We start from the raw sequence: 22,873 nt of genomic DNA, 5'->3' as shown, positions 1-22,873 counted from the left end.
GAGGCGCTGGCGGAGTGGATGGGGCAGCCCGCCTACTACACGGAGTACGGCGGCGGCCCCCCCGGGCGGGGGGGGCCCCCCCACCCCCTTTTTTCCCCCCCGGCGGGGGGGCCCCCCGGGCGGCGGGGGGGGGGCCCCCGACGGGACGGTCCGCCCGGGGACGCGGGTCAACCGCCGACCGTGAGCTCACGGGCGAAGCGGCGGACGGCGCCCGTGAAGGCGTCCGGGTCGTCGAAGTTCGCGAGATGCCGCGCCCGGGGGATCAGCTCGACCCGGGCCTGCGGATGCGCGCGGGCGAAGTCGGCCTCGCCGGCCCGGAACAGCGGGTCCTTCTCGCCGTTCAGGATCAGCACGGGAGCCTTCACGTGACGCATCGCGTCCGCGTCGAAACGCCCCAGCACCTCAGCCCAGGCCACGGGCAGCGTGTGGAAGGCGTAGCCGGACCGGATGGTCTCCGCCACGACCTCCGGCGGGTAGAGCCGCCGCAGCAACCGGTCGTTCCACCGGGTCAGCCGATCCTCCGGTATCCGGGGAACCAGCCGGGTGACCCACCGGTACGGCGCCGTCCACGGCCCTCGCGTGGGGGCGCTGGCGCCCGCGAGGACCAGCCCCCGCAGCAGCTCCGGACGGCAGCGGGCGAACTCCAGCGCGGCGTATCCGCCCAGCGAGTGCCCGACGACCAGAGCCGGTCCGCCGTCGAGCGAGTCGATGGCAGAGGCGATGACCTCCGTCGCGCTGCTCAGGCTCCACGGCTGGTCCGAACGCGTCCCGTGACCGGGCAGATCGACGGCAGCCACCGGGAACTCGCCGCGAAGAGCGGCGAGTTGTGCGCTCCACTGTCCCGCGCTGAAGCGTGTGCCGTGGACGAAGACGATGGGCACCGCGTCCTTCGCCGTCACCAGATCCCACCCCCTCCACGTATCCCTCTGGCGCAACTCGGGCTCATGGTAGGACCGTCGGCGAGCTGCGCGGGAGATTCCCGGACTCCCCGCGAGCCGGCTGGAACTGGCGGCGCTGCTCATTCTCCTGTCCCTGTCGGCCGCGGTGTACGTGTGGGCCGGCCCGTCCGCACCGAACACACCGACCGCCGTCAGCGGTGTGGCGTCGGGGCTGTTCGCCACCTGGCGGTCGCAGCCCCGCCCGCCGGGTCGCCGAAGCCGGTCGGCTCCACAGGTGACGGCGACGGCGGGCCGTGCGGTGCTCCCTCGGGGGTCGGCCGGACCGCCCTGACACACGCGAGTGCACCCGGCCGTGGGAGGCCGGGTGCACTCAGGTGAGTCGGGTCGCAGCGTGGACGGGGGACTTCAGCTCACGGACCGCGCCGATGATCAGCGGTAGTGGTGGTACCGGCCGTGGTGGTGCTCGCCTCCGTGGTGGTCCTCGCCTCCGTGACGGTGCTTGTCTTCGTAACGGTGCTCGCCTCCGTGACGGTGCTCGCCTTCGTGACGGTAGTAGCCCCACGACTCGGTGTCGACGCGGCGCCCGTAGTCGTTGCGGAGGGTGGCGGTGTCGGAACGGTTGTCCCAGACGTAGTGGCGGAGGTCCTGGAAGAGGTCGGTGCGGGTGTCACGGCCGATGCCCGTGTGGATCCGGACGGTGGAGCGGCCCTCGAGGCGGAAGTAGTCGAAGGTGTAGGTCTCACCGTCCCGGTTCCGCAGGGTCCAGCCGTCGAGGTTGACGGTGCGGCGGGTGGTGTTGGTGATCTCCACCCACTCGCGGTTCAGGGAACGGTTGGAGTAGTTGTCACGGCCGGGTGAGTCGTACTGGACCGCCGTGATCTCCACCTGCCCCCGCTGGTGGCGGGAGTGGTCGGCGGCGGAGGCCGGCAGCGTGATCGCCGAGACGAGCGCGCCGGTGGCGAGCGAGGCCGCGGCGACGCGGCGCACGGTGACGTAGGCGGGGGTGCGGGTGGAGGTGGACAAAGGGTCTCCTTGTGGTGCGGACACCGTCCCCCGGGACGCCTGGGTGGCTGCCCGGGGAGCGGTGCGGTGTGCGATGGCGACCGGTTGGCCGCGGACGCCATTTGTCCACGCCGTGAGAGAAGGAACGCGAAAGCAGTGCCCGTTGTTACCGTTTGTGGATATTTCTATGACTCTCGACTGCAATAGTCACCTATAGGCGCTTGTGTGACGCAGGTGCGGTGTGAAGGGTGAAATGCCCCTGTGACCTGGGAGGGGATGTTTCGGGAGGAACTGGGACGTCGCCGGGCTGAGTGATCTTCACCCGAAAGTGAGTAACAAATCGTCCGGCGCCGGGGGATGGGCCGGTGGTCCCGCGTGACCGGCCGTTGTCGGTGGCGGCTGCGACGCTGGTGCCATGAACGGCGATGAGCAACTGCTGCGGGGCCGGGTCTACGGCCACGACCACGACGACCCCCACCCGTGCGCCCTGCCCCACCGCACCTACGCGGCGCTGATAGGCGGGCCGTTGGACGGTTTGCTGCTGGACATCACCGGGTGGCGTGCCGACGAGATCGACGGGGGTGTGGCGCTGCCGACGGAGCTGGGCCGGTTCCCGGGCGGCCGGGCTCTCTATGACGTACGTCCGGGGGAGACCCGCGGGCCGGGCCCGGGCGTGGCCTGCCGCCTCTACCACTCGGGGGACACACCGTGAGGGGGTGACCCGCGGGCCGACGGACTCGGTGACTTGGCGCGAAGGGGCCCTTGAAGCAGTCGAGGGCCCCACCTGCGGCATCGGTTCAGCTCGCGCAGCAGCATCCGGCGGCGCTCTTCGCCTCGGCGACGCCGACGGCCGGGTCGTCCGCATCCTCGGCCGGGGCGCAACAGGCGCGCCGACGCCACAGCAGGAGCTGTCCGCCGCGTGTGCCGCCCGGGTGTCCCAACCGGCCGTGGCCGCGGGCTTCGTGGCGCGGACGACAGCGGAGTGCATGCCGTCGGCGACGCGTGTGCCGGGACCATCTCGACGCCGGTGAAACAGAGGTTGATCACGCAGTTGGAGATCACCACGTCGATGGTGTTCGCCGGCGGCGGGATCGCCTCGACTGTGCCCTTGAGGAACTCGACGTTCGTGGCGGCCGCCTTCCCGGCGTTCGCCACGGCCAGGGCTGACGGCCCGTACCTCGAACGGCGGAACCGGCGGGGTGGGGGAACGGGTGTCCGGCCCGACCCGTTGCACGGGCATGGAGACGAAGAAGCGGGCGGGATATCAGGGCACCGGACCTGGTGCGATCACGCCGGACGGCTGCGCGGTCGAGTTGTACGCGCGCCTGCCGGTCGGGTCGGAACCGGACATCGTCGCCGCGGCCGTGCCACCGGGCGCGCGCATCCTGGAGCTGGGGTGTGGTGTGGGGCGCGTGACCCACTCCCTCCTGGACCGGGGCTTCGCGGTGACGGCCGTCGACGAGTCCCAGGAGATGCTGGACCGCGTCCGCGGGGCACGCACGATATGCAGCCCGATCGAGGACCTCGACCTGGGTGATTCGTTCGACGTGGTGATGCTCGGATCGTTCCTCGTGCACGCGGGGGATGCCGAGGTACGGCGAGGGCTGCTGCGCGCCTGTGTCCGGCACCTCGCACCGGGCGGCTGCGTGCTGATTCAGCGAGAGGGCGAGGGCTGGCACGCGAACCTGCCGCGCGAGCGGGTCGACCCCAGTGGCTTCACGGTACGGGTGGTGTCGGCGGAGCCGACGGGCGACGGGGCGAACTCGGTGTTCGTGGAGTACGAGTTCCCGGACGCCACCTGGACCCAGACGTTTCTCTCCCGGCCGCTGACGAAGAAACAGTTCGAGGGCGCTCTCGCGGAGGCGGGCCTGACGGTGGAGACGTACCTGACGGAGGACGGCACCTGGGTGCGGTCACGTCTGGCGGCCTAGCCGGGGGAGCCGGGCTACGGCTGTGCGGGTCCCTGCCGGTGGAGGTGGGCCAGCGCCCCGTCGCTCACGGGGTAGGGGCGTTCATCAGGAAGGAGCTCCCGTGCGGTGTCGAGGTCCCCGTCTCGCACATGCCCGTGGACGAGGTGGGCCAGCGGCGTGACGTCGGCTATGGAGACGATCCATTCGTCGGCGTAGCGATGTGCGGCCTCGCCGGCGAGACCGAGCTGCAGGGAACGGTGCGGCAGCGGCTGGAGGCGCAGGTCGCGCTCGGGATCCCACTGCACCCGGGCGGGAGCCTGCCTCAACTGGCGCTTCCACGCGGCGCGGTCGGTGTGAAGGCCACGCTCGTAGTGGGACAGGCAGGCGTGCCGCAGCGCCCACTCGAATCCCTCCCGAGTGATCTCGACGGCGAGAACGGTCTCCTGGCCTTCCTTGGTGCCCCATCCGCAGCGGTACATCATCCAGAGGAACGACGGCTTGATCCACGTCATCCGGTCCCGCTGCCACCGACCGGAGAAACGCCCGTCCCGGGCGGCCGGCAGACCGATCTCGCGGGAGTAGGCCTGGTAGACGGTGATCGTTCGATCCGTGTGCAGGGCGCGGATCCGATGTCTGGGTTCTGTCATCGGACCAGGGTGATCACTCGTCCCCGCGAACGCCAACGAATTACCGCGCTGGAAGGCCGTCGGGCCGGCAGCGCCGCCGTGACTTCCCGCGGTGGCGGCGAAGCCTCGGCAGAGACCCCCGTGGCCTCTTCGACGACGCCGGACAGACCATGAGGTGCGTCACGGGCACGGTTGACGTCGGCGGGGGTGGCTCTAACTCGATGATGCGGAGCCGCGCGGCAGGACGGCAGTGGCCGCAGCCCTCCAGTCCTGTCGCGAGCAGCCGGCGCGCCTCGTCCCGGCTCACGGCCCGGCGCCGTTGTCCCGCCATGTGACAGTCGCCCGCGTGGACCTGGACGGGGGACCGGTCGGCACCGATGCCGAGTTCGACGATCCACTCCGGGGGCCGGGGGCGGCGCCGTCGGCCGTTCTCCTCCTCGGCCTCCCGCCGCTGCAGGGCCGCGATCTTGGCGTCGATGCGCTGGACCCACAGGGCGTGCCAGACGCGAAGGGTGCGCAGTCGGTCCAGGTCGGGCGGCAGGTCATCGAACACATTTTTGATTCTATGCTCAAGATCCACGGTGTGCGCCCTCGCGTGTTCGATTCTTTGTTCGATACCGTGGAGGGGTGAGTGCGGGAGGTGGGACATGACGACGGACGGACCGGCGCGCAAGATCTCGACGGTGATGCACGTGCGGTGCCCGGACCGGCTGGGGGAGGAGACCTACCGGCGGGTGCTGGAGGAACTGTCGGAGCTGTCCCCGGTCGTGCAGGCCCTGCCACCCTCCGCGGCCCTGGTGGAACTGCGGGGCGCCCTGCGCTACCACGGCACCGACACGCGCCGTCTGGGCGAGGTCCTGCGGGTACGCACCCTCTCCCGGCTGGGCGTCGACGTCCGCATCGGCATCGGACCGTCGATCACGGTCGCGGCCACCGCCTCCGCACAGGTCCCCGCGCCGGGCGGAGTCCTGGCCGTCCACCCCGACGAGGTCACCGCCTGGCTCGGCTCGCTGCCGGTCGACGCGTTGCACGGCATCGGCCCCCGGCAGGCGGAGGCGCTGCGCGCGTACGGCATCCACAGTGTGGGTCTGCTCGCCGCCGTCCCGCCCGCCACCGTGCAGCGACTGCTCGGGGGCCGCGCGGGCCGTACGGCGGTCGACCGGGCGCACGGCATCGACCCGCGACCCGTCGTCCCGCGCGGGCTGCCCCCGACGGCGTCCGTCCGGCACACGTTCGACCGGCACGCCCTGGACGGCGCCGCCGTCCGCGCCGCTCTCCTCGACCTGGTCGTCCGGCTCGGCCTGCTCCTGCGCCGCAGGGGCCAGGCCACCCGCGCGCTCACCCTGAAACTGACATTCGCCGGAGGCGGCGGCTGGGAGAGGACCCGCCGCCTCCCGGAGGTCTCCGCGCACGACGAGGACCTGCGGACGGTGGCCTACCAGCTGATGGACGCCGCCGGTCTCCAACGCGGCCGCCTCACCGCACTGACCCTCAAGGGCACGGATCTCGTCGGCGCCGACCAGGTCGCCCAGCAGATCAGCCTGGACGACGCCCGCGAGGCGCGGCTGGTCGCGGAGGACGCCGTCGACCGCGTCCGGGACAAGTTCGGCCCCGGCGTCATCGGACCGGCCGCGGTCTTCCGGCGCGCTTCCTGACGCGGTGAGGCGCGTTCCGGCGAGCCCGTTGACGCTGAAGAAGCGCACGCGGACTCGTCCGTGGACCGCGCCGGCCGCGACGTAGCCGAGTGGCCTGACGGGCCGCCTCAGGTCGAACGCGATGGTGGCCATGCACCCGCCGGGGCCGAGCAGGTGCCCGGAAGGTCCGTGTCCGGGACCCCAGGACAGCCGTACGCCCACCCCGGCGGCCGTCACGGCGGCGCCGGGGTGGGCGTGGGGATCGGGCTCTATCCGAGCGTCAGCGCGTAGATCTGCACGCGCGGATCGTTCGGCAGGCCCACGGAACGCACCGTCTTGGCGCCGTCCAGCTTCGCGGACGTCCCGAAGAGGCGGACCGGCGGGCCGTCGACGCCCTGGCCGTGCTTGATGCGGTGGGGCATCTCCAGGACGACGGTGCTGCCCTGCGGGGTCGATCCCGCCCAGTCGCCGACGGTCACCGGCACCTCGGCGGTGCTTCCGTCGGTGTAGCGGACGGTGAGGGCCGTGGACACCGGGCCGTGGTGGGACGCGGCGACCAGGCGCAGGGTGCCGTACGAACCGGCCGGGAGCAGCATGGCCTGGCCGCGGGTCTCCACGAAGTTCGCGGCCGTCCCCGACGGGTCGGGAGCGTCATAGGTGACCCCGTCCCAGACGACCGGGCCGGCCTTCGGCAGCAGGCCGGCGTCGTAGCTCCAGCCCGCTCCGTCGAAGTCGCCCTCGTCGGGGGCGGCGACGGTCGCGGTGCCGTCGTGGTTCGCCTCCTTGCCGAGATCGACGGCGCACACGTCGCCGGCGCCCGACGCGCAGTTCGCCGCCGCGCGGACCTCGACGGTCGCCGTGCGCTCCACGGCTTTCACACCCTTCGCGGCCGCTGTGATCCGCACGGAGTACGTGCCCGGCGCGGTGCCGGCGGGCACGCCCACGTCCACCGTCGCCGTGCGTTGCACCGGAAGCCGGTGCGAGGCGAGCGGGAAGGACGGGGACGTCTTGACGGTCCAGCCCTTCGGGGCCTTCGCGTCGACGGTCACGCGCAGGGTGCCGGGGGACTGGCCCAGCACGTCCAGCGGGAGACGGACGCTCTGCGCGCGCTCCGCCGTCGGCACCACGTCGGCGCTGGTGCGCAGTGAGGCGTCGAGGTGCCGGCGGGAGTCGGCCGCCGCACGGTTCACGGACGGCGGCTCGGACGCCTTGGCCGTGCCCCACGCCGACGGCTTGCCGGTCATGGTGAAGGACAGGTCGCCGCCCTGGGCGACCGCGTCCCAGTCCAGCCAGGTGGCCCGCAGGTTCTTCCCATCGAAGGTCGCCCGCTCGACGTAGCGCCGGCTGTCGCTCGCGCCCGGCGCCTCGACGGTCAGCGTGCCGCCCTGGCTCCCGCCGTACGCGCCGATGCGGATGACCGCCGACGGGAACTGCGGGCTGGACACCGCGAGGAAGTCGCCGCCGTTCGTCGTCGGGTACAGGCCCAGCGAGGAGAAGACGTACCAGGCGGACATCGTGCCCAGGTCGTCGTTGCCGGTCATGCCGTCGGGCCCGTCGGTGAAGAGCGTCATCGCGGCACGGACGACGGTGGCCGTCTTCGCGGGCGCGCCCGCCCACAGGTACATGTACGGGGAGTGCAGGTCGGGCTCGTTGTTCGGGTTGTAGGTCGGCTTGCCGTAGTAGTCGTACGGCGCCGAGATCCAGTCCTCGCGGGCGGTCCTCGCCGGGTCCGCGAGCAGCTTGTCGTAGGCGAAGAAGGCGTCGAGCCGCTTCTCGGCGGCCTTCCTGCCGCCCATCAGGGACACCAGCCCGGCCGGGTCCTGGGGCACCAGCCACTGATACTGGTAGGCGCCGCCCTCGTGGAACTGGTGGCCCGCCTCGACCGGGTCGTAGGGCGTCAGCCAGGTGCCGTCCTTGGTGCGCGGCCGGAACTGCCCGGTGGAGGAGTCCCACAGGTTGCGGTACCACTGGCCGCGGGCCGCGAACATCCGGGCGTCCGCGGTGTGTCCGAGGGCCTTGGCCATCAGGGCCAGCGAGGCGTCCGCGGCCGCGTACTCCAGGGTCGCCGACGCGGGATGGACGCAGTCGTTGTCACCGCCCTTGTCGGCGCAGTCCTTCCCGAGCTCCAGCCCGCTCGGGACGTAGCCGCGCTCCTGGTAGGCGGCCACGCCCGCACGGCCGTTGTAGGGGGAGTCGTCGGGCGGCGTGCTCGTCGCGTTCTTCCGCAGGAGCGCGTACGCCTCCTTCTCGTAGCCCTTCAGCAGGCCCTTGGACCACGCCTCGACCAGGAACGGGGTGACCGGGTCGCCGGTCATGATGTTGGTCTCGCTGTTGGCGAGCGACCAGCGGGGCAGCCAGCCGCCGTCCCGCCCGATCGCGACGACCGACAGGGCCACGTCCCGCGCGACCTTCGGCTGCAGCATCTGCAGCAACTGGTTCTGCGGCCGGTGCGTGTCCCACAGCGACAGGTTCTGGTACGGCGTGAAGTCCGACGCGGTATGCGTCTTGCCGTCGAAGCTGGCGTACCGGCCGTCGACGTCCCCGGCGAGGTTCGGGTGCAGTTGGGCGTGGTAGAGCGCGCTGTAGAAGGCTCGTTGACGCTCTGCCGGGCCGCCGGTGACCCGGACCGTCTCCAACTGCCGCTCCCAGGTGGCCTGCAGCGCCGCCCGGGTGGCGTCGAAGTCGTAGGAGTCGCCCGTCTCGGCCTTGAGGTTCTTGCGGGCCCCCTCGATGCCGGTGTACGACAGCCCGACCTTGACGACGACGTCCCGGTCGGCGCCGGCGTCGAAGGTCACCCAGGCGCCGTTGCCGCCCTCCCCGGCGGCGTCGCGCTCACCGGGGGCCGGGGTGCTGCCGCGCCAGGTGCCGTGCGAGGCGAACGGCCGGTCGAAGGTCGCGGTGAAGTAGACGGTGTGCCGGTCCTTGCCCGCGCAGAAGTTGCCCGCCTCGACACGCCCTTCGACGGTGCGGTCGCCGACGACGTGGACCTCCGAGCCGTACACCCGCTGGTTGGCCTTGCCCGTGTTGAACAGGACGTTGGCGCGGCCGGTCGATGGGAAGGTGTACCGCTGCCAGCCCGTGCGGGCCGTGGCGGTCAGCTCGGCGTCGATGCCGTACGTCTTCAACCCGACGCGGTAGTAGCCCGGTTCGGCGTCCTCGTCGTCGTGCGCGTACGTCGAGCGATAGGCGTCGGCGTCCACGCGGTCGACGGCTCCGGTCGTCGGCATCAGGGGCAGCTCGCCCATGACGGAGCAGCCGACACCGGAGAGATGGGTCTGGCTGAAGCCGTAGATCTTGTCCTGCTGGTAGTCGTAGCCGCCCTGGCCGCCGGTGTCCGGGCTGACCTGGACCATGCCGAAGGGGGCGCTCGCGCCGGGGAAGGTGTTGCCGAAGTTCTGGGTGCCGATGAACGGGTTGACGAGCGAGGTCAGCCGGCCGGTGTCCGCTCCGTCCTGGGCGACGGCCGGCGCCGGGCTCAGGGCGGCGCCGGTGACGAGCAGCGCGGCGAGCACCGTCGACGCGCGCTCACGTAGTCGATGGTGCAGAGGTCTGTGCATGGGAGCGGTCTCCTGTTCCTCGGCCACGTCCGTCACGTCGAAGTCACCTCTCGTTGCGCGCGCTTGACCGGCGACCAGTGGCACCCGACTCGATCGGTGGGGACTAGATCACGCTTCTGACATCGTTGTCAATGGTTCTGACAGAGATGATGACGAGCGGGATCGGGGCGCGTGTTCGCGTCCGTCAGGCGCCGACCGTGAGACCGTCCAGGGTGAGGTCGAGCAGGCGCTCCGCCTGCTCCCGGTGGTCCGCGCCCGCCGAGGTGTAGGCGATGCCTTCGAGGGCGGCGGCCACGTCGGACGGCCGGATGTCGCCGCGGATCGCCCCCGCGGCCGTGCAGGCCTCCATGAGGGAGGCGATGGCGGCCTGGATCAACTCGCGGCTGTGGCCGTACGGGTTGGCGTCGGTGGCGGCGATCGAGCGCAGCGCGTCGATCATGCCGTACTTGGCGGTGACGTAGTCGAGGAAGAGGCGCGTCCACGCGTGCAGCGCGTCCATGGGCGCCTTCTCGGCGAGCAACGCGGGCGCCGCGTCGCAGAGTTGTGCCACCTCGTTGCGGTAGACGGCCTCGATCAGGGCCTCGCGGGTGGGGAAGTGGCGGTACAGCGTCGCGCTGCCCACCCCCGCCTCCTTCGCGATGCGTTCCAGGTGGGCGTCCAGTCCCTCCGTGGTGAACGCGCGCACGGCGGCGGTGAGGATCTTCTCCCTGTTGCGCTGGGCGTCCGCCCGCAGCGGCCTCCGCGCTCCGTCGCTCATCAGCGTTCGTCCTCCCTTTCGCGAGCCCTCACTTGTTAAACGGGGGCGTCCCCGCTTAGCCTGGATGAACCGGAGGCGCCCCCGGTTCACTGTAGGTCACATGGCGTGACCTGCGCACACCCGCGAAAGGACGCTGATCATGTCGGGTATCGAGGGCAAAGTCGTCGCCATCACCGGAGCCAGCAGCGGTATCGGGGAGGCGACCGCGGCCCACCTCGCCGAGCGGGGCGCCCGGCTGGTGCTCGGAGCACGGCGCGAGGACCGGCTGAACGCCGTCGTGGACGGCATCACGGCGAAGGGCGGCACCGCCGTCGGTGTCGTCGTCGACGTCACGCGCCGCGAGGACCTCCGCCGCCTCACGGACACGGCTGTCGAGCGGTACGGCCGTCTCGACGTGCTCGTCTCCAACGCCGGGACGATGGCCGTCTCCCCGTTCGACGACCTGCGCCAGGACGACTGGGACTCCATGGTCGCCACCCACATCACCGGCCTGCTCAACGGCGTCGGGGCGGCCCTGCCCGTCTTCCGCCGGCAGCGCGCCGGCCAGTTCGTCAACGTCGGCTCCACGGCGGCGCATGTCGTCACCAGCCCGCTGGCCGTCTACGCGGCCACCAAGACGGCGGTGAAGGTGCTCACCGAGGGCCTGCGGCAGGAGTCGGGACCCGACCTTCGGGTCACCCTCGTCTCGCCCGGCTTCACCCACACCGAGGGTGTCGGCAAGGGGGGCGCCCCCGAGGTCGCGGCCGCCCTGGTCAAGCAGCGCGACGAGATCGCCATGCCCCCGTCGGCCGTCGCCTCGGCCATCGGGTACGCCATCGAGCAGCCCGAGGGCGTCGACGTCGGCGAGATCGTCGTCCGGCCGACCGCGCAGGCCTGATCACGCCTACCGGGGGCTCACCAGGGGAGTTCGCCCGACCGGTCGATGAACCGTCCCGTCGGGCCGTCCGCGCCGATCGTCGCGAGGGCCACGATGGACTCGGCGCCCTCGGCCACCGTGTGCCCGACACCGCCGGTGAAGTCGGTGGCGGTCTGGCCGGGGTCGGCCGCGTTGACCCGGATGTCCTTGAGTTCCTTGGCGTACTGCGTGGTGAGCATGGTGACCGCGGCCTTCGACGCGCTGTAGAGCGGCAGGGCGTACCGCGACTCGACCCGGTCCGGGTCCTGGGTGAGGCCGAAGGAGCCCATGCCGCTGGACACGTTGACGATGACGGGGTTCGGCGAAGTGCGCAGCAGCGGCAGGAACGCGTGGGTGACCCGGACGATCCCGACGACGTTGACCTCCAGCACTTCCCTCACGTCCGCCGCCGTGTACTCCTCGACGGGCCCCAACCGGCCGAGGACCCCGGCGTTGTTGATCAGGACGTCGATCCCGCCCTCGTGCGCGGCGACGTCGGCGACGGCGGCGTCCACCGAGGCGTCGTCCGTGACGTCGATCTGGATGAACCGTGCGCCGACCGACGCGGCGGCGGCCCGGCCGCGCTCCGGGTCCCGGGCGCCGATCAGGACTGTGTGTCCCGCCTCGACGAGACGGCGGGCGGTCTCCAGACCGAGGGACTTGTTGGCTCCGGTGATGAACGTCGTGGGCATGCTGGTTCCTCCGCTTCGGGCCGGCACGGTGGTGCCGGGGTCACGGAGTCGATCCTGCGCTTCCGGGAGCGCAGGGCGGGAGCCACGGCTCTTCCTGGTACAGCGCGTACCACCCTCGCCGCCCGCCGTACGGCAGTCCTCACTTCACGTCGTCCAGCCGGGGCACGATCCCGGGCAGGTCGCTGAGCACGGCCGCCACACCCGCCCTGACGGCAGCGGCGCGGCGCGCACCGGTGAACGAGCGGGCGTCGTATGGGGAGGACATGCCGAGCCCTTCGCCGCGGAAGGACGCGCCGGTCGCGTCGGCGGCCGTCACGTTCTCCGTCGGCTCGGCCAACTCCGCGCCGTCGACCAGGAACTGCTGGCCGAGATGGCGGGGGCTGGGCGCGGCGAGCGGGTCCACAGGTCGTTGCCCGCGGTGACGACGAGGTCAGGGCCCATGGCCATGGCCCGTGTGAGGGCGACCCTCGGCCTGCTCCTCCTCGCGGTCGCCGTGACTCCGATCCTCCTACGCCGGGCACGCGCGCGGCGCAAGGCACGCGAAGCCACCCGCGTACGGGAGGCCGTGGAGCGGGCGCTGCAGGGGGTGCGGGGCGCCCGGACCTTCACTCCAGAGCGGCGGACATGTTCTGCAGGCCCACCGCGCCGAGGAGGTCGAGCTTGCTCCGGGCGTCGGTGCCCGGCTGCGGGGTGAACACCACGAGACGGAGGTGGTCCTCCATGGTCAGGACGTTGGAGAGCAGGGCGATGTCCCCGACCTCCGGATGGTCCACCCTCTTGTGCGCGCTCTCGTGTCCGCCGACCGCCCCGCGACTCCACAGTTCGCGGAACCGCGCACTGCGGCCGAGCCTCGCGACCAGCGCCTCCACGTCCGGGTCGTCGGGGTACCGGCTGGTCGTGGCACGCAGGTCGGCGATCAGGGATGCCTCGAACGCCTCCCGTTCGGACGGCGACTGCCGTACCCGCGGCAGCTCCGCCAGGAACTGCGATACCAGCACATTGCTGTCCTCGGCGTCGCCCACCGCGCTTTCCCCGAAAGTGGCCGCGAACAGCGGGTTCCAGTACAGGAGTTGCCAGATGGCGTCGTAGACCGCCACCGGTTGGGCGGTGAGCTGGTCCATGATCCGGTACACGCCGGCCGGGATGAGCCGCGGGATGCGGCCGGAATCGGCGGTGTGACCGGCCAGGCGCAGCAGATGCGCGTGCTCGTCGTCGGACAGCCGCAGGGCACGGGCCAGCGCCGAGCACACCTGTGCGGAAGGGGTCGCCACCCGTCCCTGTTCGAGCCGGACGACGTACTCGACGGAGATGCCGGCGATCATGGCCAGCTCGGCGCGCCGCAGTCCCGGCACCCGGCGTCGCGCCCCGTCCGGCAGTCCCACCTCCGCGGGGTCGAGCCGGTCCCGCCACGCCCTCAGCGCGTCACCAAGTCGGTTCATGTCCCCATCTTGCGCCAGACGCCGGGGACGCATGATCGGATCGGACCGCAACGATCGGGCGCGGCCGCAGTGCCCGCTGCCAGGTTTGTCCGTGAAGGGAGACCTCATGATCTCGGCACTCAACCGGCTCGTCGACGAGGTCGAGCGGCGCCTCGGCGAGGAGCTCGACGTCGGCGGACTGGCCGGGGAGCTCGGTACGACCGAGTACCACCTGCGCCGGATGTTCTCGTCGCTCGCCGGCATGCCCCTGTCGGAGTACGTGCGGCGGCGCCGCATGACCGTGGCCGCCGCGGACGTCGTCCGGGGCGACGCCGACCTGCTGGACATCGCCGTCCGGCACGGCTACGGCTCCAGCGAGGCGTTCGGACGCGCGTTCCGGGCGGTCCACGGTGCCGGACCCGGTGAGGTACGCCGTGACGGAGGTCCCCTGCGCACACAACCGCAGCTCAGGTTCCGCCTGACCGTCGAAGGGAGCACCCCCATGGACACCCGTCTCGTCGACCGCCCCGCGTTCCGGCTCGCCGGCCACGCCGCGCGCGTCCCGCTCATCCATCAGGGCGTCAACCCGCACATCCAGCGGCACATCGCCGCTCTGCCGCAGGAGGAGCACGCGCGGCTGAAGGCCCTCAGCGACACCGAACCGGCCGGCCTTCTGCAGGTCAGCCACGACGTCGACCCGAACGGCACGGAGGGCAGCGAGCTGACCTATCTGCACGGTGTCGCGCTCGCCCGTGACACGCCCGTGCCGGACGGACTCGACGTCATCGAGGTGACGGCGGGGCTGTGGGCGGTCTTCCGGACCAGTGGACCGCATCCGCGGGCGCTGCAGACCACCTGGGCGTCGACCGCGACCGAGTGGTTCCCGTCCAACCCGTGGCGGCTGCGGACGGGGCCCTCGATCGTGGCCGTCCTGGACCGCGCGGCCGACTTCAGCACCGCGACCTGCGAGCTGTGGCTGCCCGTCGAGCCCGCCTGACCACCGGCGACGACCGTGTGAACGGCTGAACGGCTGAACGGCTGAACGGCTGAACGGCTGAACGGCTGAACGGCTGAGGCCCCGGACCGGCGGAATCCGTCGGCCCGGCACCTCGGACACGACCTAGGCCTGCCGCTCGCTCCACTGCGTCAGAGAGGTCGCGCCGATCGACGCGTCCGGGCCGGGCAGCAGGTCGGAGTCCTTGAGGGTGGCGCCCCAGTACTGGCCCTGCGGGTCGGTCACCACCGTGCGCGGGTCGCCGTGCACCGCGAGAGCCCGTCGGATGAAGTCCTCCAGGTCGAAGGCTTCCGGCCCGGCGACCTCGACGATCCCGCCGACCGGCGCACCCACCGCGGTGCGGGCCACGGCCGCCGCCACGTCCCCGGAGAACATCGGCTGGATCTTGATGGGGGCGACGGACACCGTGTCGCCCTGGGTGGCCGAGTCCGCCAGCCCCTGGGCGAACTCGAAGAACTGCGTCGCCCGCACGATCGAGAACGGCACCCCGGAATCCCGGATCATCTCCTCCTGCGTCTGCTTGGCACGGAAGTAGCCGGCCTCCTGCAGCCGGTCGGTGCCCACGACGGACAGCGCCACGTGATGGGCCACCCCGGCCTCGCGTTCGGCCTCCAGTTGGTTGGCCGTGGACCGGCGGAAGAAGTCCAGCACGGCATCGTCGGCGAACGACGGGCTGTTCGTGACGTCGACGACGACCGACGCCCCCTTCATGACCTCCGCCAGGCCCTCACCCGTCAGCGTGTCCACCCCGGTGCTGGGCGAGGCGGCCACCGCCTCGTGCCCGTGCCCGGTGAGCTCGGCGACCACCCTGGAGCCGATGAGCCCGGTCCCACCGATCACTACGACCTTCATGGATCTTCCCTTCCGTTCGCGGCACCGTCCGTCTGGTGCGGCACGGCTCCGGCGACGACTGCTTGCACCCCTACTGACCGGACGGCCCTCCCGTCTGTGACAGACCCGCGAGGCGGCCGAGGGAGGCGGCTGATTCCAGCGTGACCCAGCTCAGGCATATCGGCGCGCGCAAGGGGCAACGGATAGAAGCCCTGCCGTTGATCACTCCCGTGATCACCGTCCATCGCCCGGCGGCTCGGCCGGCGGCCCGAGGAGTTCACGTGTCCAGCACCGCGTCCCCATCACCCCGGTCAGGAGCCTCCACGGCTCATCCCGAACATCTCGGGCACGTCATCTTCATCGCGGCCGCGGCCGCGATGGGCGGCTTCCTGTTCGGCTACGACAGCTCTGTGATCAACGGTGCCGTGGAGGCCATCCGGGACCGCTACGACATCGGCTCGGCCGCACTGGCCCAGGTCATCGCGATCGCGCTGATCGGCTGCGCCGTCGGCGCGGCGACCGCGGGCCGGATCGCCGACCGCATCGGGCGTATCCGCTGCATGCAGATCGCCGCCGTGCTGTTCACGCTCAGCGCCGTCGGCTCGGCGCTGCCGTTCGCGCTGTGGGACTTCGCCTTCTGGCGGATCGTGGGCGGCTTCGCGATCGGCATGGCGTCCGTGATCGGCCCGGCCTACATCGCCGAGGTGGCCCCGCCCGCCTACCGCGGGCGTCTCGGCTCCTTCCAGCAGGCCGCGATCGTCGTAGGCATCGCGACGTCCCAGCTGGTCAACTGGGGTCTGCTCAACGCCGCGGGAGGCGACCAGCGCGGCCGGCTGATGGGGCTGGAGGCATGGCAGGTCATGCTCGGCGTCATGGTGGTCCCGGCCGTCCTGTACGGCCTGCTGTCCTTCGCGATCCCCGAGTCGCCCCGCTTCCTGATCTCGGTCGGCAAGCGGGAGCGCGCCCGGCGCATCCTGGCGGAGGTCGAGGGAGAGGACGTCGACTTCGACGCCCGGATCTCCGAGATCGAGGCGGCGATGAGGTCCGAGCACAAGTCGTCGTTCAAGGATCTGCTGGGCGGCTCGTTCCTCTTCAAGCCGATCGTGTGGATCGGCATCGGGCTGTCGGCCTTCCAGCAGTTCGTCGGCATCAACGTGGCCTTCTACTACTCGTCCACGCTGTGGCAGTCGGTCGGCGTCGACCCGGCGGACTCGTTCCTCTACTCGTTCACGACGTCGATCATCAACATCGTCGGCACGGTCATCGCGATCATCTTCGTCGACCGGATCGGCCGCAAACCGCTCGCGCTGATCGGCTCCGTCGGCATGGTCGTCGGCCTCGGCCTGGAGGCGTGGGCGTTCTCCTACGACCTGGTCGACGGCAAGCTGCCCGCCACCCAGGGCTGGGTCGCGCTGATCGCCGCCCATGTGTTCGTGCTGTTCTTCGCCCTGTCGTGGGGCGTGGTCGTGTGGGTCCTCCTGGGCGAGATGTTCCCCAACCGGCTGCGCGCCGCCGCCCTGGGCGTGGCCGCGGCCGCGCAGTGGATCGCCAACTGGGCCATCACCGCGAGCTTCCCGTCCCTGGCCGACTGGAACCTGTCGGCCACCTACCTGATCTACACGGCCTTCGCCGCGCTCTCGATCCCCTTCGTGCTGAAGTTCGTCAAGGAGACCAAGGGCAAGAAACTGGAGGAGATGGGCTGACGGCCCGCGCTCCCCGGCGCCGTCAGGGCACGCGGGCCGTCCACTCGGGCGAGGAGAACTTGTCGCGTACAAGCTCCTGCGCCCGGGCGAGCTCGGCGTCCGTCACCTTGCCGTCGGTGAGGCCGTAGCGGCGCCGGAAGGAGTCGACCATCCCGGCGATGACCTCGTGCCGGGGCAGACCGGTCTGCCGGCGCAGCGGGTCCACCCGCTTCTTCGCGCTCTTCGTGCCCTTGTCCGACATCTTCTCCCGGCCGGTGCGCGGCACTTCGAGCATCTTGTCGGCGTCGATGCCGTAGGCCATGGTCACGTGGCCGCAGGACGGCCCCGGGCCCGCCGTCGGGCCCCACGAGACGCTTCTGCGTGGCGCCGGCGTGATCCCCATCTCGCCGAGCGCCTCCAGCAGCCCCGCCGGGTGCGAGGCGGCACCCGGCAGGGCGCGGCGTTCACGGCACGCGCGCGGTCCACTCCTCGGTCGCGAACTTCGTCCGCACCAGTTCCTCCGCGCGGGCCATCTCTTCCGCCGTGACGTCGCCAGTGGTCAGCCCGTAGCGGTTACGGAAGGAGGCGACCATGTGCTCGATGACCTGCTCCCGCGCGAGGCCCGTCTGCCGGCGGAGCGGGTCGACACGCTTCTTGGCGCTCTTGGTGCCCTTGTCGGAGATCTTCTCCTTGCCGATGCGGAGCACCTCGAGCATCTTGTCGGCGTCGATGTCGTAGGACATCGTCACGTGATGGAGGACGGCTCCAGGACCGCCATCAGGGCCGACCACGCGCTTCTGGGCCGCACCGGCGATCTTGCCGGCCTCGGTGGCGATGTCGTTCAGGGGCTGGTACCAGGCCTTGATGCCCATGTCGCCGAGGGCGCCGAGCACCCAGTCGTCGAGGTAGGCGTAGCTGTCTGCGAAGGAGAGGCCCGAGACCAGGGACTCCGGCACGGACAGGGAGTACGTGATCGTACTCATGGGCTCTACGAACATGGCCCCACCACCGGAAATACGGCGCACCACGGTCATACCGTGCTTCGCGGCCCCTTCGGGGTCCACCTCGTTCCGCAGGGACTGGAAGCTGCCGATCACCACGGAAGGCGAGGCCCACTCCCATACCCGTAGGGTCGGGGCTCGCCGCCCGGCGGCCACCTCGGCGGTGATCACCTCGTCCAGCGCCATGTGCAGGGCCGGTGCCTGCGGCTCCGTGTGCACCAGCCGCCAGTCGTAGTCGCTCCACTCGGTCGCGTGGGCCAGAGCGCGCCGGACGGCGATGCCGACGCCCTCTGCTGTCAGCCCGAACATCACGGTCGACTCCGGCAGCGCCGCCGTGATCCGGGCGGCCAGCCCTGCGGCGTCCGTCGATGAGGGGGAACCCTCAAGGGCTGTGTTGATCGAGAGGATCGCTTCGTCCGGTTCCAGGAAGAAGTCCCCGGCGACTCGCACATTGCGCAGGACACCGTCCTCGACATCCAGATCCACGACGACCAGCTTGCCGCCGGGCACCTTGTACTCGCCATGCACGGCTTCGCTTCCTTCCAGCGCGCTGTACGTACCCTGAGCCTGCCGCTCTGGCATTCGGTCAGATGCGTACATCTTTCGGATTGCACTCCATACTCCAGTGCGGTTCCGTGGTCCATCCAGCAGGTTCGTCGGCGGATCGTCGTCGGTAGTCGCTGTGTCGGGCTGTTGCCTGGTGGCGTCTGCGCCAGATTGACCAGTGCGGCAGCCTGGCAGGGATCACGGTCGGAGGGCCGAAGACGACGGTGAACAGGTGGCGGATTTCCGGGACGGTCAAGGAGGTCGGTCCGCTGTTGCGGGCTGGGGGGTGCGGACCGGTGGACTTCGACGGCGTAGGCGCGGACATCGTCGCGGACGGCGTCGACGTCCCAGCGTGCGCGGCGCGGCAGCCTCTGCATCGGCCCCGGCCGGGCCGGACCAGCCTGCTCGGCCATCTGCCAGCAGTTCTTCCGCTCCGCCTTCGACAACAGCCCGAGTGGCCTCTGACCAAGCTATGAGGTCACACACGCCCGACCGGTGGCGCGCCGAACGGCACCGCCCGAGGTGGCCGACAAATCATCAACAAGGACAGCGTGCGTCGGTCAGACGGAGGGTCAGACCCCTCGGGGTGCCACCGCCATCCTCACAGTCACTCGTGGATGTCAGACCGGGGCAACCGCGCCCGAGTTCTATGGCGTCCTTACCGCCACGCCGGGGCAGCATTTCGTCAGCGGATTCCCGCGGAGGGCTGCCTTTTCCCGTCCTTGGGCAGCATGGGCCGGTGTCGGCGCCCACGATGGGCGGACACGAACGGAACGGGACATGGGCCGCCCGGTGTCCGGGACAACCGCCCGATCCGGTGCCGGGCATGAGGCGGGCGAGGAGCTGCCGGGTGTCGGGGTCGGTGGTGTGGAGCCCTCGGCCGCCCCGGGACAGACCGGGGCGGCCGACGAGTTGCCGGACCTCAGAGCGACGTCATGACGTGCTTGATCCGGGTGTAGTCCTCGAAGCCGTATGCGGAGAGGTCTTTGCCATAGCCGGACTTCTTGAACCCGCCGTGCGGCATCTCGGCGACGAGGGCCATGTGGGTGTTGATCCACACACAGCCGAAGTCGAGGTTCTTCGACATCCGCATCGCCCGCGCGTGGTCCTTGGTCCACACCGAGGAGGCCAGCGCGTAGTCGACGCCGTTGGCGTACCGCACGGCCTGGGCCTCGTCCGTGAAGGACTGGACGGTGATGACCGGGCCGAACACCTCGTTCTGGATGATCTCGTCGTCCTGCCGGAGGCCGGAGACCACGGTCGGGGCGTAGAAGTAGCCCTGCTCGCCGACCCGGTGGCCACCCGCCTCGATCCTGGCGTGTTCGGGAAGGCGCTCGATGAAGCCGCTGACCTGGGCGAGCTGGCCCGCGTTGTTCAGCGGCCCGTAGAGCACGCCCTCGTCGTCCGGCAGTCCGGTCCTGGTATCGGCCGCGGCCTTGGCGAGGGCGGCGACGAATTCGTCGTGGACCGACTCGTGGACCAGGACGCGGGTGGCGGCCGTGCAGTCCTGCCCGGCGTTGAAGAAGCCGCCGATCACCAGGTCCTCGACCGCCTTCGCCAGATCGGCGTCCTCGAAGACCACGGCCGGGGCCTTGCCTCCGAGTTCCAGGTGGACCCGCTTGACGTCTTTCGAGGCGCTCTGGGCGACCTGGATGCCGGCGCGTACCGAACCGGTGATGGACGCCATCGCGGGGGTCGGGTGCTCCACCATCAGGCGGCCGGTCTCACGGTCGCCGCAGACCACGTTGAAGATTCCGCGGGGCAGTGCCAGCTCCTCCAGGACACCGCCGATGATCTCGGCGATCAGAACGGTGGAGGCCGGGGTGGTGTCCGACGGCTTGAGGACCACGGCGTTGCCCGCCGCGAGCGCCGGGGCGAACTTCCACACCGCCATCAGCAGAGGGTAGTTCCATGGCGCGACCTGGGCACACACACCGACCGGCTCGCGGCGGACGACAGAGGTCATTCCCTCCATGTACTCGCCGGCCGAGCGGCCCTCCAGCATGCGCGCCGCGCCCGCGAAGAAGCGGATCTGGTCGATCGCGGGGGCGAGCTCCTCACTGCGGGTGAGGTGGAGCGGCTTGCCGGTGTCCTGGCTCTCCACGGCGACCAGTTCGTCGGCCCGTGCCTCCATCGCGTCGGCGATCTTCAGCAGTACGCGCTGCCGTACGGACGGTGTGGTGTCACGCCAGAGGGGGAACGCCGAGGCCGCGGCCGCCATCGCGGCGTCCACGTCCGAGGTCCCCGAGAGCGGGGACGTCGCGTAGACCTCACCGGTGGTGGGGTCCACCACATCGAGCGTGCGGCCGTCCGAGGCGTCCGCGAACGCACCGTCGATGTAGTTGCGGAAGGTGGTGCTCATGGAACGTATCCCCTGCTCAGGTGGCGGTACGGGCGGACAGGTGCTCGTGGACGGCGACCCAGCGGCCGTCGTCGGCGCGGGTGAAGACGATGGTTTCGCGTTCGTGGACCGTCTCCTCGCCGGTGTGGGTGGCGACCCGGGTCTCGACGTCATGGCTGAAGACGGCCGTGTCGCCGAAGTGCTGGATCAGCTGTGCGGACGAAGTGCAGCCCAGGATCCGGAAGCCGTCCTGTTCCACCCACTGCTGCCACAGCGCCCGGTACTCGGCCGTGGAGCCGAGCCTCTGCGGGGTGGTGTGGAAGACGAAGGTCGCGTCCGGGGCGAAGGCGCCGAAGTAGTCGTCGAGACGGCCCTCGGCGAAGGCGGCGACAAGCGCGTCCGCAGCGGTCCGGACCTCCTGGACGGTGGTGGTGCTCATGCACGGCTCCTGGTCACGGGCGTTCGGCGGTCGAGGCCGGAACGCGAGGCGTTCGGTTGCGTAGGTGACGGCGGGGCCTCACCGGGCCACGGCGGGCTCGGTGACGGTCTCCCCGGTGTCACCGGTGATCGGCGGCACCGGGGCATCCGACGCCCGCACGAATCGGGGCCCGGCCGGTCCGTACACGGCGCGCGGTTCGGGGAACACAGCGAGCAGGGCGAGGTAGAGCACGATGGCGAGGGCGAGGCCGACCGGCAGCGAGATGTCGGTGCCGCCCGCGAGATCGCCGAGCGGGCCGACGAACTGGCCGGGCAGGTTGGTGAAGAGAAGTGCCACGACGGCGGAGACCAGCCAGGTGGACATGCCGCGCCAGTTCCAGCCGTGCGTGAACCAGTAGCGGCCGCCGCGCTGACGGCGGTTGAAGACCTGCAGAGCCTCCGCGTCGTACCAGCCGCGCCGGGTGACATAGCCGAGCGTCATGACGATCATCCACGGCGCGGTGCAGGTGATGATCAGCGTGGCGAAGGTGGAGATGGACTGCGCGAGGTTGAGCGCGAAGCGGCCGGCGAAGATGAACGCGATGGACAGGGCACCGATGAAGAAGGTGGCCTGGACGCGGCTGAAGCGAGTGAAGACGCTGGAGAAGTCGAGCCCCGTGCCGTACAGGGACGTCGTGCCGGTGGAGAGGCCGCCGATCAGGGCGATCAGGCAGAGCGGCAGGAAGTACCAGCCGGGTGAGATCGCGAGCAGTCCGCCCACGTAGTTGGGGGCGGCAGGGTCGACGTACTTCTCGGCCTTCGCCGCGATGATCGACGCGGTGGCCAGACCGAAGAGGAACGGCAGCAGGGTGGCGATCTGGGCGAGGAACGCGGCCCCCATCACCCGGCGGCGCGGCGCCCCGGCCGGGATGTAGCGGGACCAGTCACCGAGGAACGCGCCGAAGGAGACCGGGTTGGAGAGCACGATCAGCGCGGAGCCGATGAACGAAGGCCAGAACAGCGGGTCGGCCGTGGAGGCGAAGGCTCCTGCGTAACCGGGGTCGAAGTCGCCCACGAAGGCGAACGCGCCGAGCACGAAGAGGGCCGACGCCGCCAGCACCGCGATCTTGTTGACCAGCAGCATGAACCGGAATCCGTAGATGCAGACGACCAGGACCAGCCCGGCGAAGATCGCGTACGCGATGCCGTAGGTCAGGTCCGACTCCGGGACGTGGGCGAGCCGGTGCGCGCCGCCGACGAGCGCGTCCCCCGAGGACCACACCGAGATCGAGAAGAACGCGATGGCGGTGAGCAGGGAGAGGAACGAGCCGACGACCCGGCCGTGCACGCCCAGGTGCGCGGAGGAGGAGACAGCGTTGTTCGTGCCGTTGGCGGGGCCGAACAGCGCCATCGGGGCCAGCAGGAGCGCACCTGCCACGAGACCGAGGACGGTCGCCGCGAGACCCTGCCAGAAGGAGAGGCCGAACAGGATCGGGAAGGCGCCCAGCACACAGGTCGCGAAAGTGTTGGCACCGCCGAAGGCGAGCCGGAACAGATCGATCGGACGGGCTGAACGGTCCTTGTCCGGGATCCGCTCGACACCATAGGTCTCTATCTCGGTTATCGAGGCCGTCATGGGTGCTCCATCTT

21 protein-coding genes and 3 pseudogenes are annotated in these 22,873 nt (G+C 70.9%); 7 read left to right on the top strand and 17 right to left on the bottom strand.

Features of this window, described 5'->3' with window-relative positions:
* Positions 1 to 167: 167 nt before the first annotated feature.
* Together ACFRAC_RS31125 and ACFRAC_RS31120 are read right to left on the bottom strand one after the other, a co-directional pair.
* Positions 168 to 899 carry an alpha/beta fold hydrolase gene (locus ACFRAC_RS31125; protein ID WP_382935625.1) on the bottom strand — a complete coding sequence of 244 codons (732 nt, stop codon included), beginning with the start codon at positions 897 to 899 and terminating at the stop codon, positions 168 to 170.
* 429 nt (positions 900 to 1,328) lie between these two features.
* Positions 1,329 to 1,922, bottom strand: coding sequence for a lamin tail domain-containing protein (locus ACFRAC_RS31120; RefSeq protein ID WP_382935621.1), 594 nt, complete (start codon positions 1,920 to 1,922; stop codon positions 1,329 to 1,331).
* Positions 1,923 to 2,316: 394 nt separating this feature from the next.
* Between ACFRAC_RS31120 and ACFRAC_RS31115 the strand changes: the two genes are divergently transcribed.
* Positions 2,317 to 2,613, top strand: a complete 297-nt coding sequence (locus ACFRAC_RS31115) for a hypothetical protein (protein WP_382935618.1) — start codon at positions 2,317 to 2,319, stop codon at positions 2,611 to 2,613.
* Positions 2,614 to 2,698: 85 nt separating this feature from the next.
* Here the strand turns inward: ACFRAC_RS31115 and ACFRAC_RS31110 are convergent.
* Positions 2,699 to 3,065: pseudogene (locus tag ACFRAC_RS31110) on the bottom strand (arsenite S-adenosylmethyltransferase); the annotation flags it as partial.
* 74 nt (positions 3,066 to 3,139) lie between these two features.
* On the opposite strand from ACFRAC_RS31110, the gene ACFRAC_RS31105 reads away from it, so the two are divergent.
* A complete protein-coding gene (locus ACFRAC_RS31105) occupies positions 3,140 to 3,832 on the top strand; it encodes a class I SAM-dependent methyltransferase (protein WP_382935616.1) in 693 nt (230 codons plus the stop codon).
* Between the two features lie 14 nt (positions 3,833 to 3,846).
* On the opposite strand, the gene ACFRAC_RS31100 is transcribed toward ACFRAC_RS31105, so the two are convergent.
* Together ACFRAC_RS31100 and ACFRAC_RS31095 are read right to left on the bottom strand one after the other, a co-directional pair.
* Positions 3,847 to 4,458 carry a DUF4291 domain-containing protein gene (locus ACFRAC_RS31100; protein ID WP_382935611.1) on the bottom strand — a complete coding sequence of 204 codons (612 nt, stop codon included), beginning with the start codon at positions 4,456 to 4,458 and terminating at the stop codon, positions 3,847 to 3,849.
* Between the two features lie 40 nt (positions 4,459 to 4,498).
* Positions 4,499 to 4,816 (bottom strand): DUF6233 domain-containing protein, encoded by a 318-nt coding sequence (locus ACFRAC_RS31095; RefSeq protein ID WP_382935636.1) that lies wholly within the window; start codon positions 4,814 to 4,816, stop codon positions 4,499 to 4,501.
* Between ACFRAC_RS31095 and ACFRAC_RS31090 the strand changes: the two genes are divergently transcribed.
* Positions 4,784 to 5,068: a hypothetical protein gene (locus ACFRAC_RS31090; protein ID WP_382935639.1), complete on the top strand. Its 285-nt coding sequence runs from the start codon at positions 4,784 to 4,786 to the stop codon at positions 5,066 to 5,068. The genes ACFRAC_RS31095 and ACFRAC_RS31090 overlap by 33 nt on opposite strands.
* A gap of 16 nt (positions 5,069 to 5,084) precedes the next feature.
* Entirely contained in the window at positions 5,085 to 6,092 is a 1,008-nt protein-coding gene (locus tag ACFRAC_RS31085) for a hypothetical protein (RefSeq protein ID WP_382935608.1), read from the top strand.
* 248 nt (positions 6,093 to 6,340) lie between these two features.
* On the opposite strand, the gene ACFRAC_RS31080 is transcribed toward ACFRAC_RS31085, so the two are convergent.
* On the bottom strand, positions 6,341 to 9,628 hold the full coding sequence (locus ACFRAC_RS31080; RefSeq protein ID WP_382935633.1) for a GH92 family glycosyl hydrolase: 3,288 nt from the start codon (positions 9,626 to 9,628) through the stop codon (positions 6,341 to 6,343).
* Positions 9,629 to 9,812: 184 nt separating this feature from the next.
* Positions 9,813 to 10,385, bottom strand: coding sequence for a TetR/AcrR family transcriptional regulator (locus ACFRAC_RS31075; protein WP_382935605.1), 573 nt, complete (start codon positions 10,383 to 10,385; stop codon positions 9,813 to 9,815).
* Between the two features lie 139 nt (positions 10,386 to 10,524).
* Here ACFRAC_RS31075 and ACFRAC_RS31070 point away from each other — a divergent pair, with 139 nt between their 5' ends.
* Complete coding sequence (locus ACFRAC_RS31070) at positions 10,525 to 11,262, top strand: SDR family oxidoreductase (RefSeq protein WP_382935602.1); 738 nt, start codon at positions 10,525 to 10,527, stop codon at positions 11,260 to 11,262.
* Between the two features lie 17 nt (positions 11,263 to 11,279).
* Here ACFRAC_RS31070 and ACFRAC_RS31065 read toward each other — a convergent pair whose 3' ends face one another.
* From ACFRAC_RS31065 to ACFRAC_RS31055, 3 genes are all read right to left on the bottom strand, one after another.
* Positions 11,280 to 11,972 carry an SDR family NAD(P)-dependent oxidoreductase gene (locus ACFRAC_RS31065; protein WP_382935599.1) on the bottom strand — a complete coding sequence of 231 codons (693 nt, stop codon included), beginning with the start codon at positions 11,970 to 11,972 and terminating at the stop codon, positions 11,280 to 11,282.
* Positions 11,973 to 12,111: 139 nt separating this feature from the next.
* On the bottom strand, positions 12,112 to 12,375 hold the full coding sequence (locus tag ACFRAC_RS31060) for a hypothetical protein (RefSeq protein WP_382935595.1): 264 nt from the start codon (positions 12,373 to 12,375) through the stop codon (positions 12,112 to 12,114).
* A 202-nt stretch (positions 12,376 to 12,577) separates the two neighbouring features.
* Positions 12,578 to 13,411 (bottom strand): helix-turn-helix domain-containing protein, encoded by an 834-nt coding sequence (locus ACFRAC_RS31055; RefSeq protein WP_382935592.1) that lies wholly within the window; start codon positions 13,409 to 13,411, stop codon positions 12,578 to 12,580.
* Between the two features lie 106 nt (positions 13,412 to 13,517).
* Between ACFRAC_RS31055 and ACFRAC_RS31050 the strand changes: the two genes are divergently transcribed.
* Positions 13,518 to 14,387 (top strand): GyrI-like domain-containing protein, encoded by an 870-nt coding sequence (locus tag ACFRAC_RS31050; protein WP_382935589.1) that lies wholly within the window; start codon positions 13,518 to 13,520, stop codon positions 14,385 to 14,387.
* A 123-nt stretch (positions 14,388 to 14,510) separates the two neighbouring features.
* On the opposite strand, the gene ACFRAC_RS31045 is transcribed toward ACFRAC_RS31050, so the two are convergent.
* Entirely contained in the window at positions 14,511 to 15,257 is a 747-nt protein-coding gene (locus ACFRAC_RS31045; protein ID WP_382935585.1) for an SDR family oxidoreductase, read from the bottom strand.
* Positions 15,258 to 15,517: 260 nt separating this feature from the next.
* Between ACFRAC_RS31045 and ACFRAC_RS31040 the strand changes: the two genes are divergently transcribed.
* Positions 15,518 to 16,939, top strand: coding sequence for a sugar porter family MFS transporter (locus tag ACFRAC_RS31040; RefSeq protein ID WP_382935582.1), 1,422 nt, complete (start codon positions 15,518 to 15,520; stop codon positions 16,937 to 16,939).
* Positions 16,940 to 16,961: 22 nt separating this feature from the next.
* Here ACFRAC_RS31040 and ACFRAC_RS31035 read toward each other — a convergent pair.
* From ACFRAC_RS31035 to ACFRAC_RS31010, 6 genes and pseudogenes are all read right to left on the bottom strand, one after another.
* Positions 16,962 to 17,319 (bottom strand): annotated as a pseudogene (locus tag ACFRAC_RS31035) (biotin/lipoate A/B protein ligase family protein); the annotation flags it as partial.
* A 63-nt stretch (positions 17,320 to 17,382) separates the two neighbouring features.
* The gene (locus tag ACFRAC_RS31030; protein WP_382935576.1) at positions 17,383 to 18,447 is read right to left on the bottom strand and encodes a biotin/lipoate A/B protein ligase family protein; all 1,065 of its coding nucleotides are present in this window, start codon (positions 18,445 to 18,447) and stop codon (positions 17,383 to 17,385) included.
* A 329-nt stretch (positions 18,448 to 18,776) separates the two neighbouring features.
* Positions 18,777 to 18,917: pseudogene (locus ACFRAC_RS31025) on the bottom strand (IS701 family transposase); the annotation flags it as partial.
* A gap of 470 nt (positions 18,918 to 19,387) precedes the next feature.
* Positions 19,388 to 20,827 (bottom strand): gamma-aminobutyraldehyde dehydrogenase, encoded by a 1,440-nt coding sequence (locus ACFRAC_RS31020; protein WP_382935573.1) that lies wholly within the window; start codon positions 20,825 to 20,827, stop codon positions 19,388 to 19,390.
* Between the two features lie 16 nt (positions 20,828 to 20,843).
* Positions 20,844 to 21,245 (bottom strand): YybH family protein, encoded by a 402-nt coding sequence (locus ACFRAC_RS31015; RefSeq protein WP_382935570.1) that lies wholly within the window; start codon positions 21,243 to 21,245, stop codon positions 20,844 to 20,846.
* A 78-nt stretch (positions 21,246 to 21,323) separates the two neighbouring features.
* Entirely contained in the window at positions 21,324 to 22,859 is a 1,536-nt protein-coding gene (locus ACFRAC_RS31010) for a purine-cytosine permease family protein (RefSeq protein ID WP_382935567.1), read from the bottom strand.
* Between the last annotated feature and the right edge of the window lie 14 nt (positions 22,860 to 22,873).

The sequence above is a fragment of the Streptomyces sp. NPDC056628 genome, from assembly GCF_042792555.1.
Classification (GTDB): domain Bacteria; phylum Actinomycetota; class Actinomycetes; order Streptomycetales; family Streptomycetaceae; genus Streptomyces.
The sequence above is the reverse complement of the archived record's forward strand: the minus strand, read 5'-3'. Positions and strand labels throughout refer to the sequence as shown.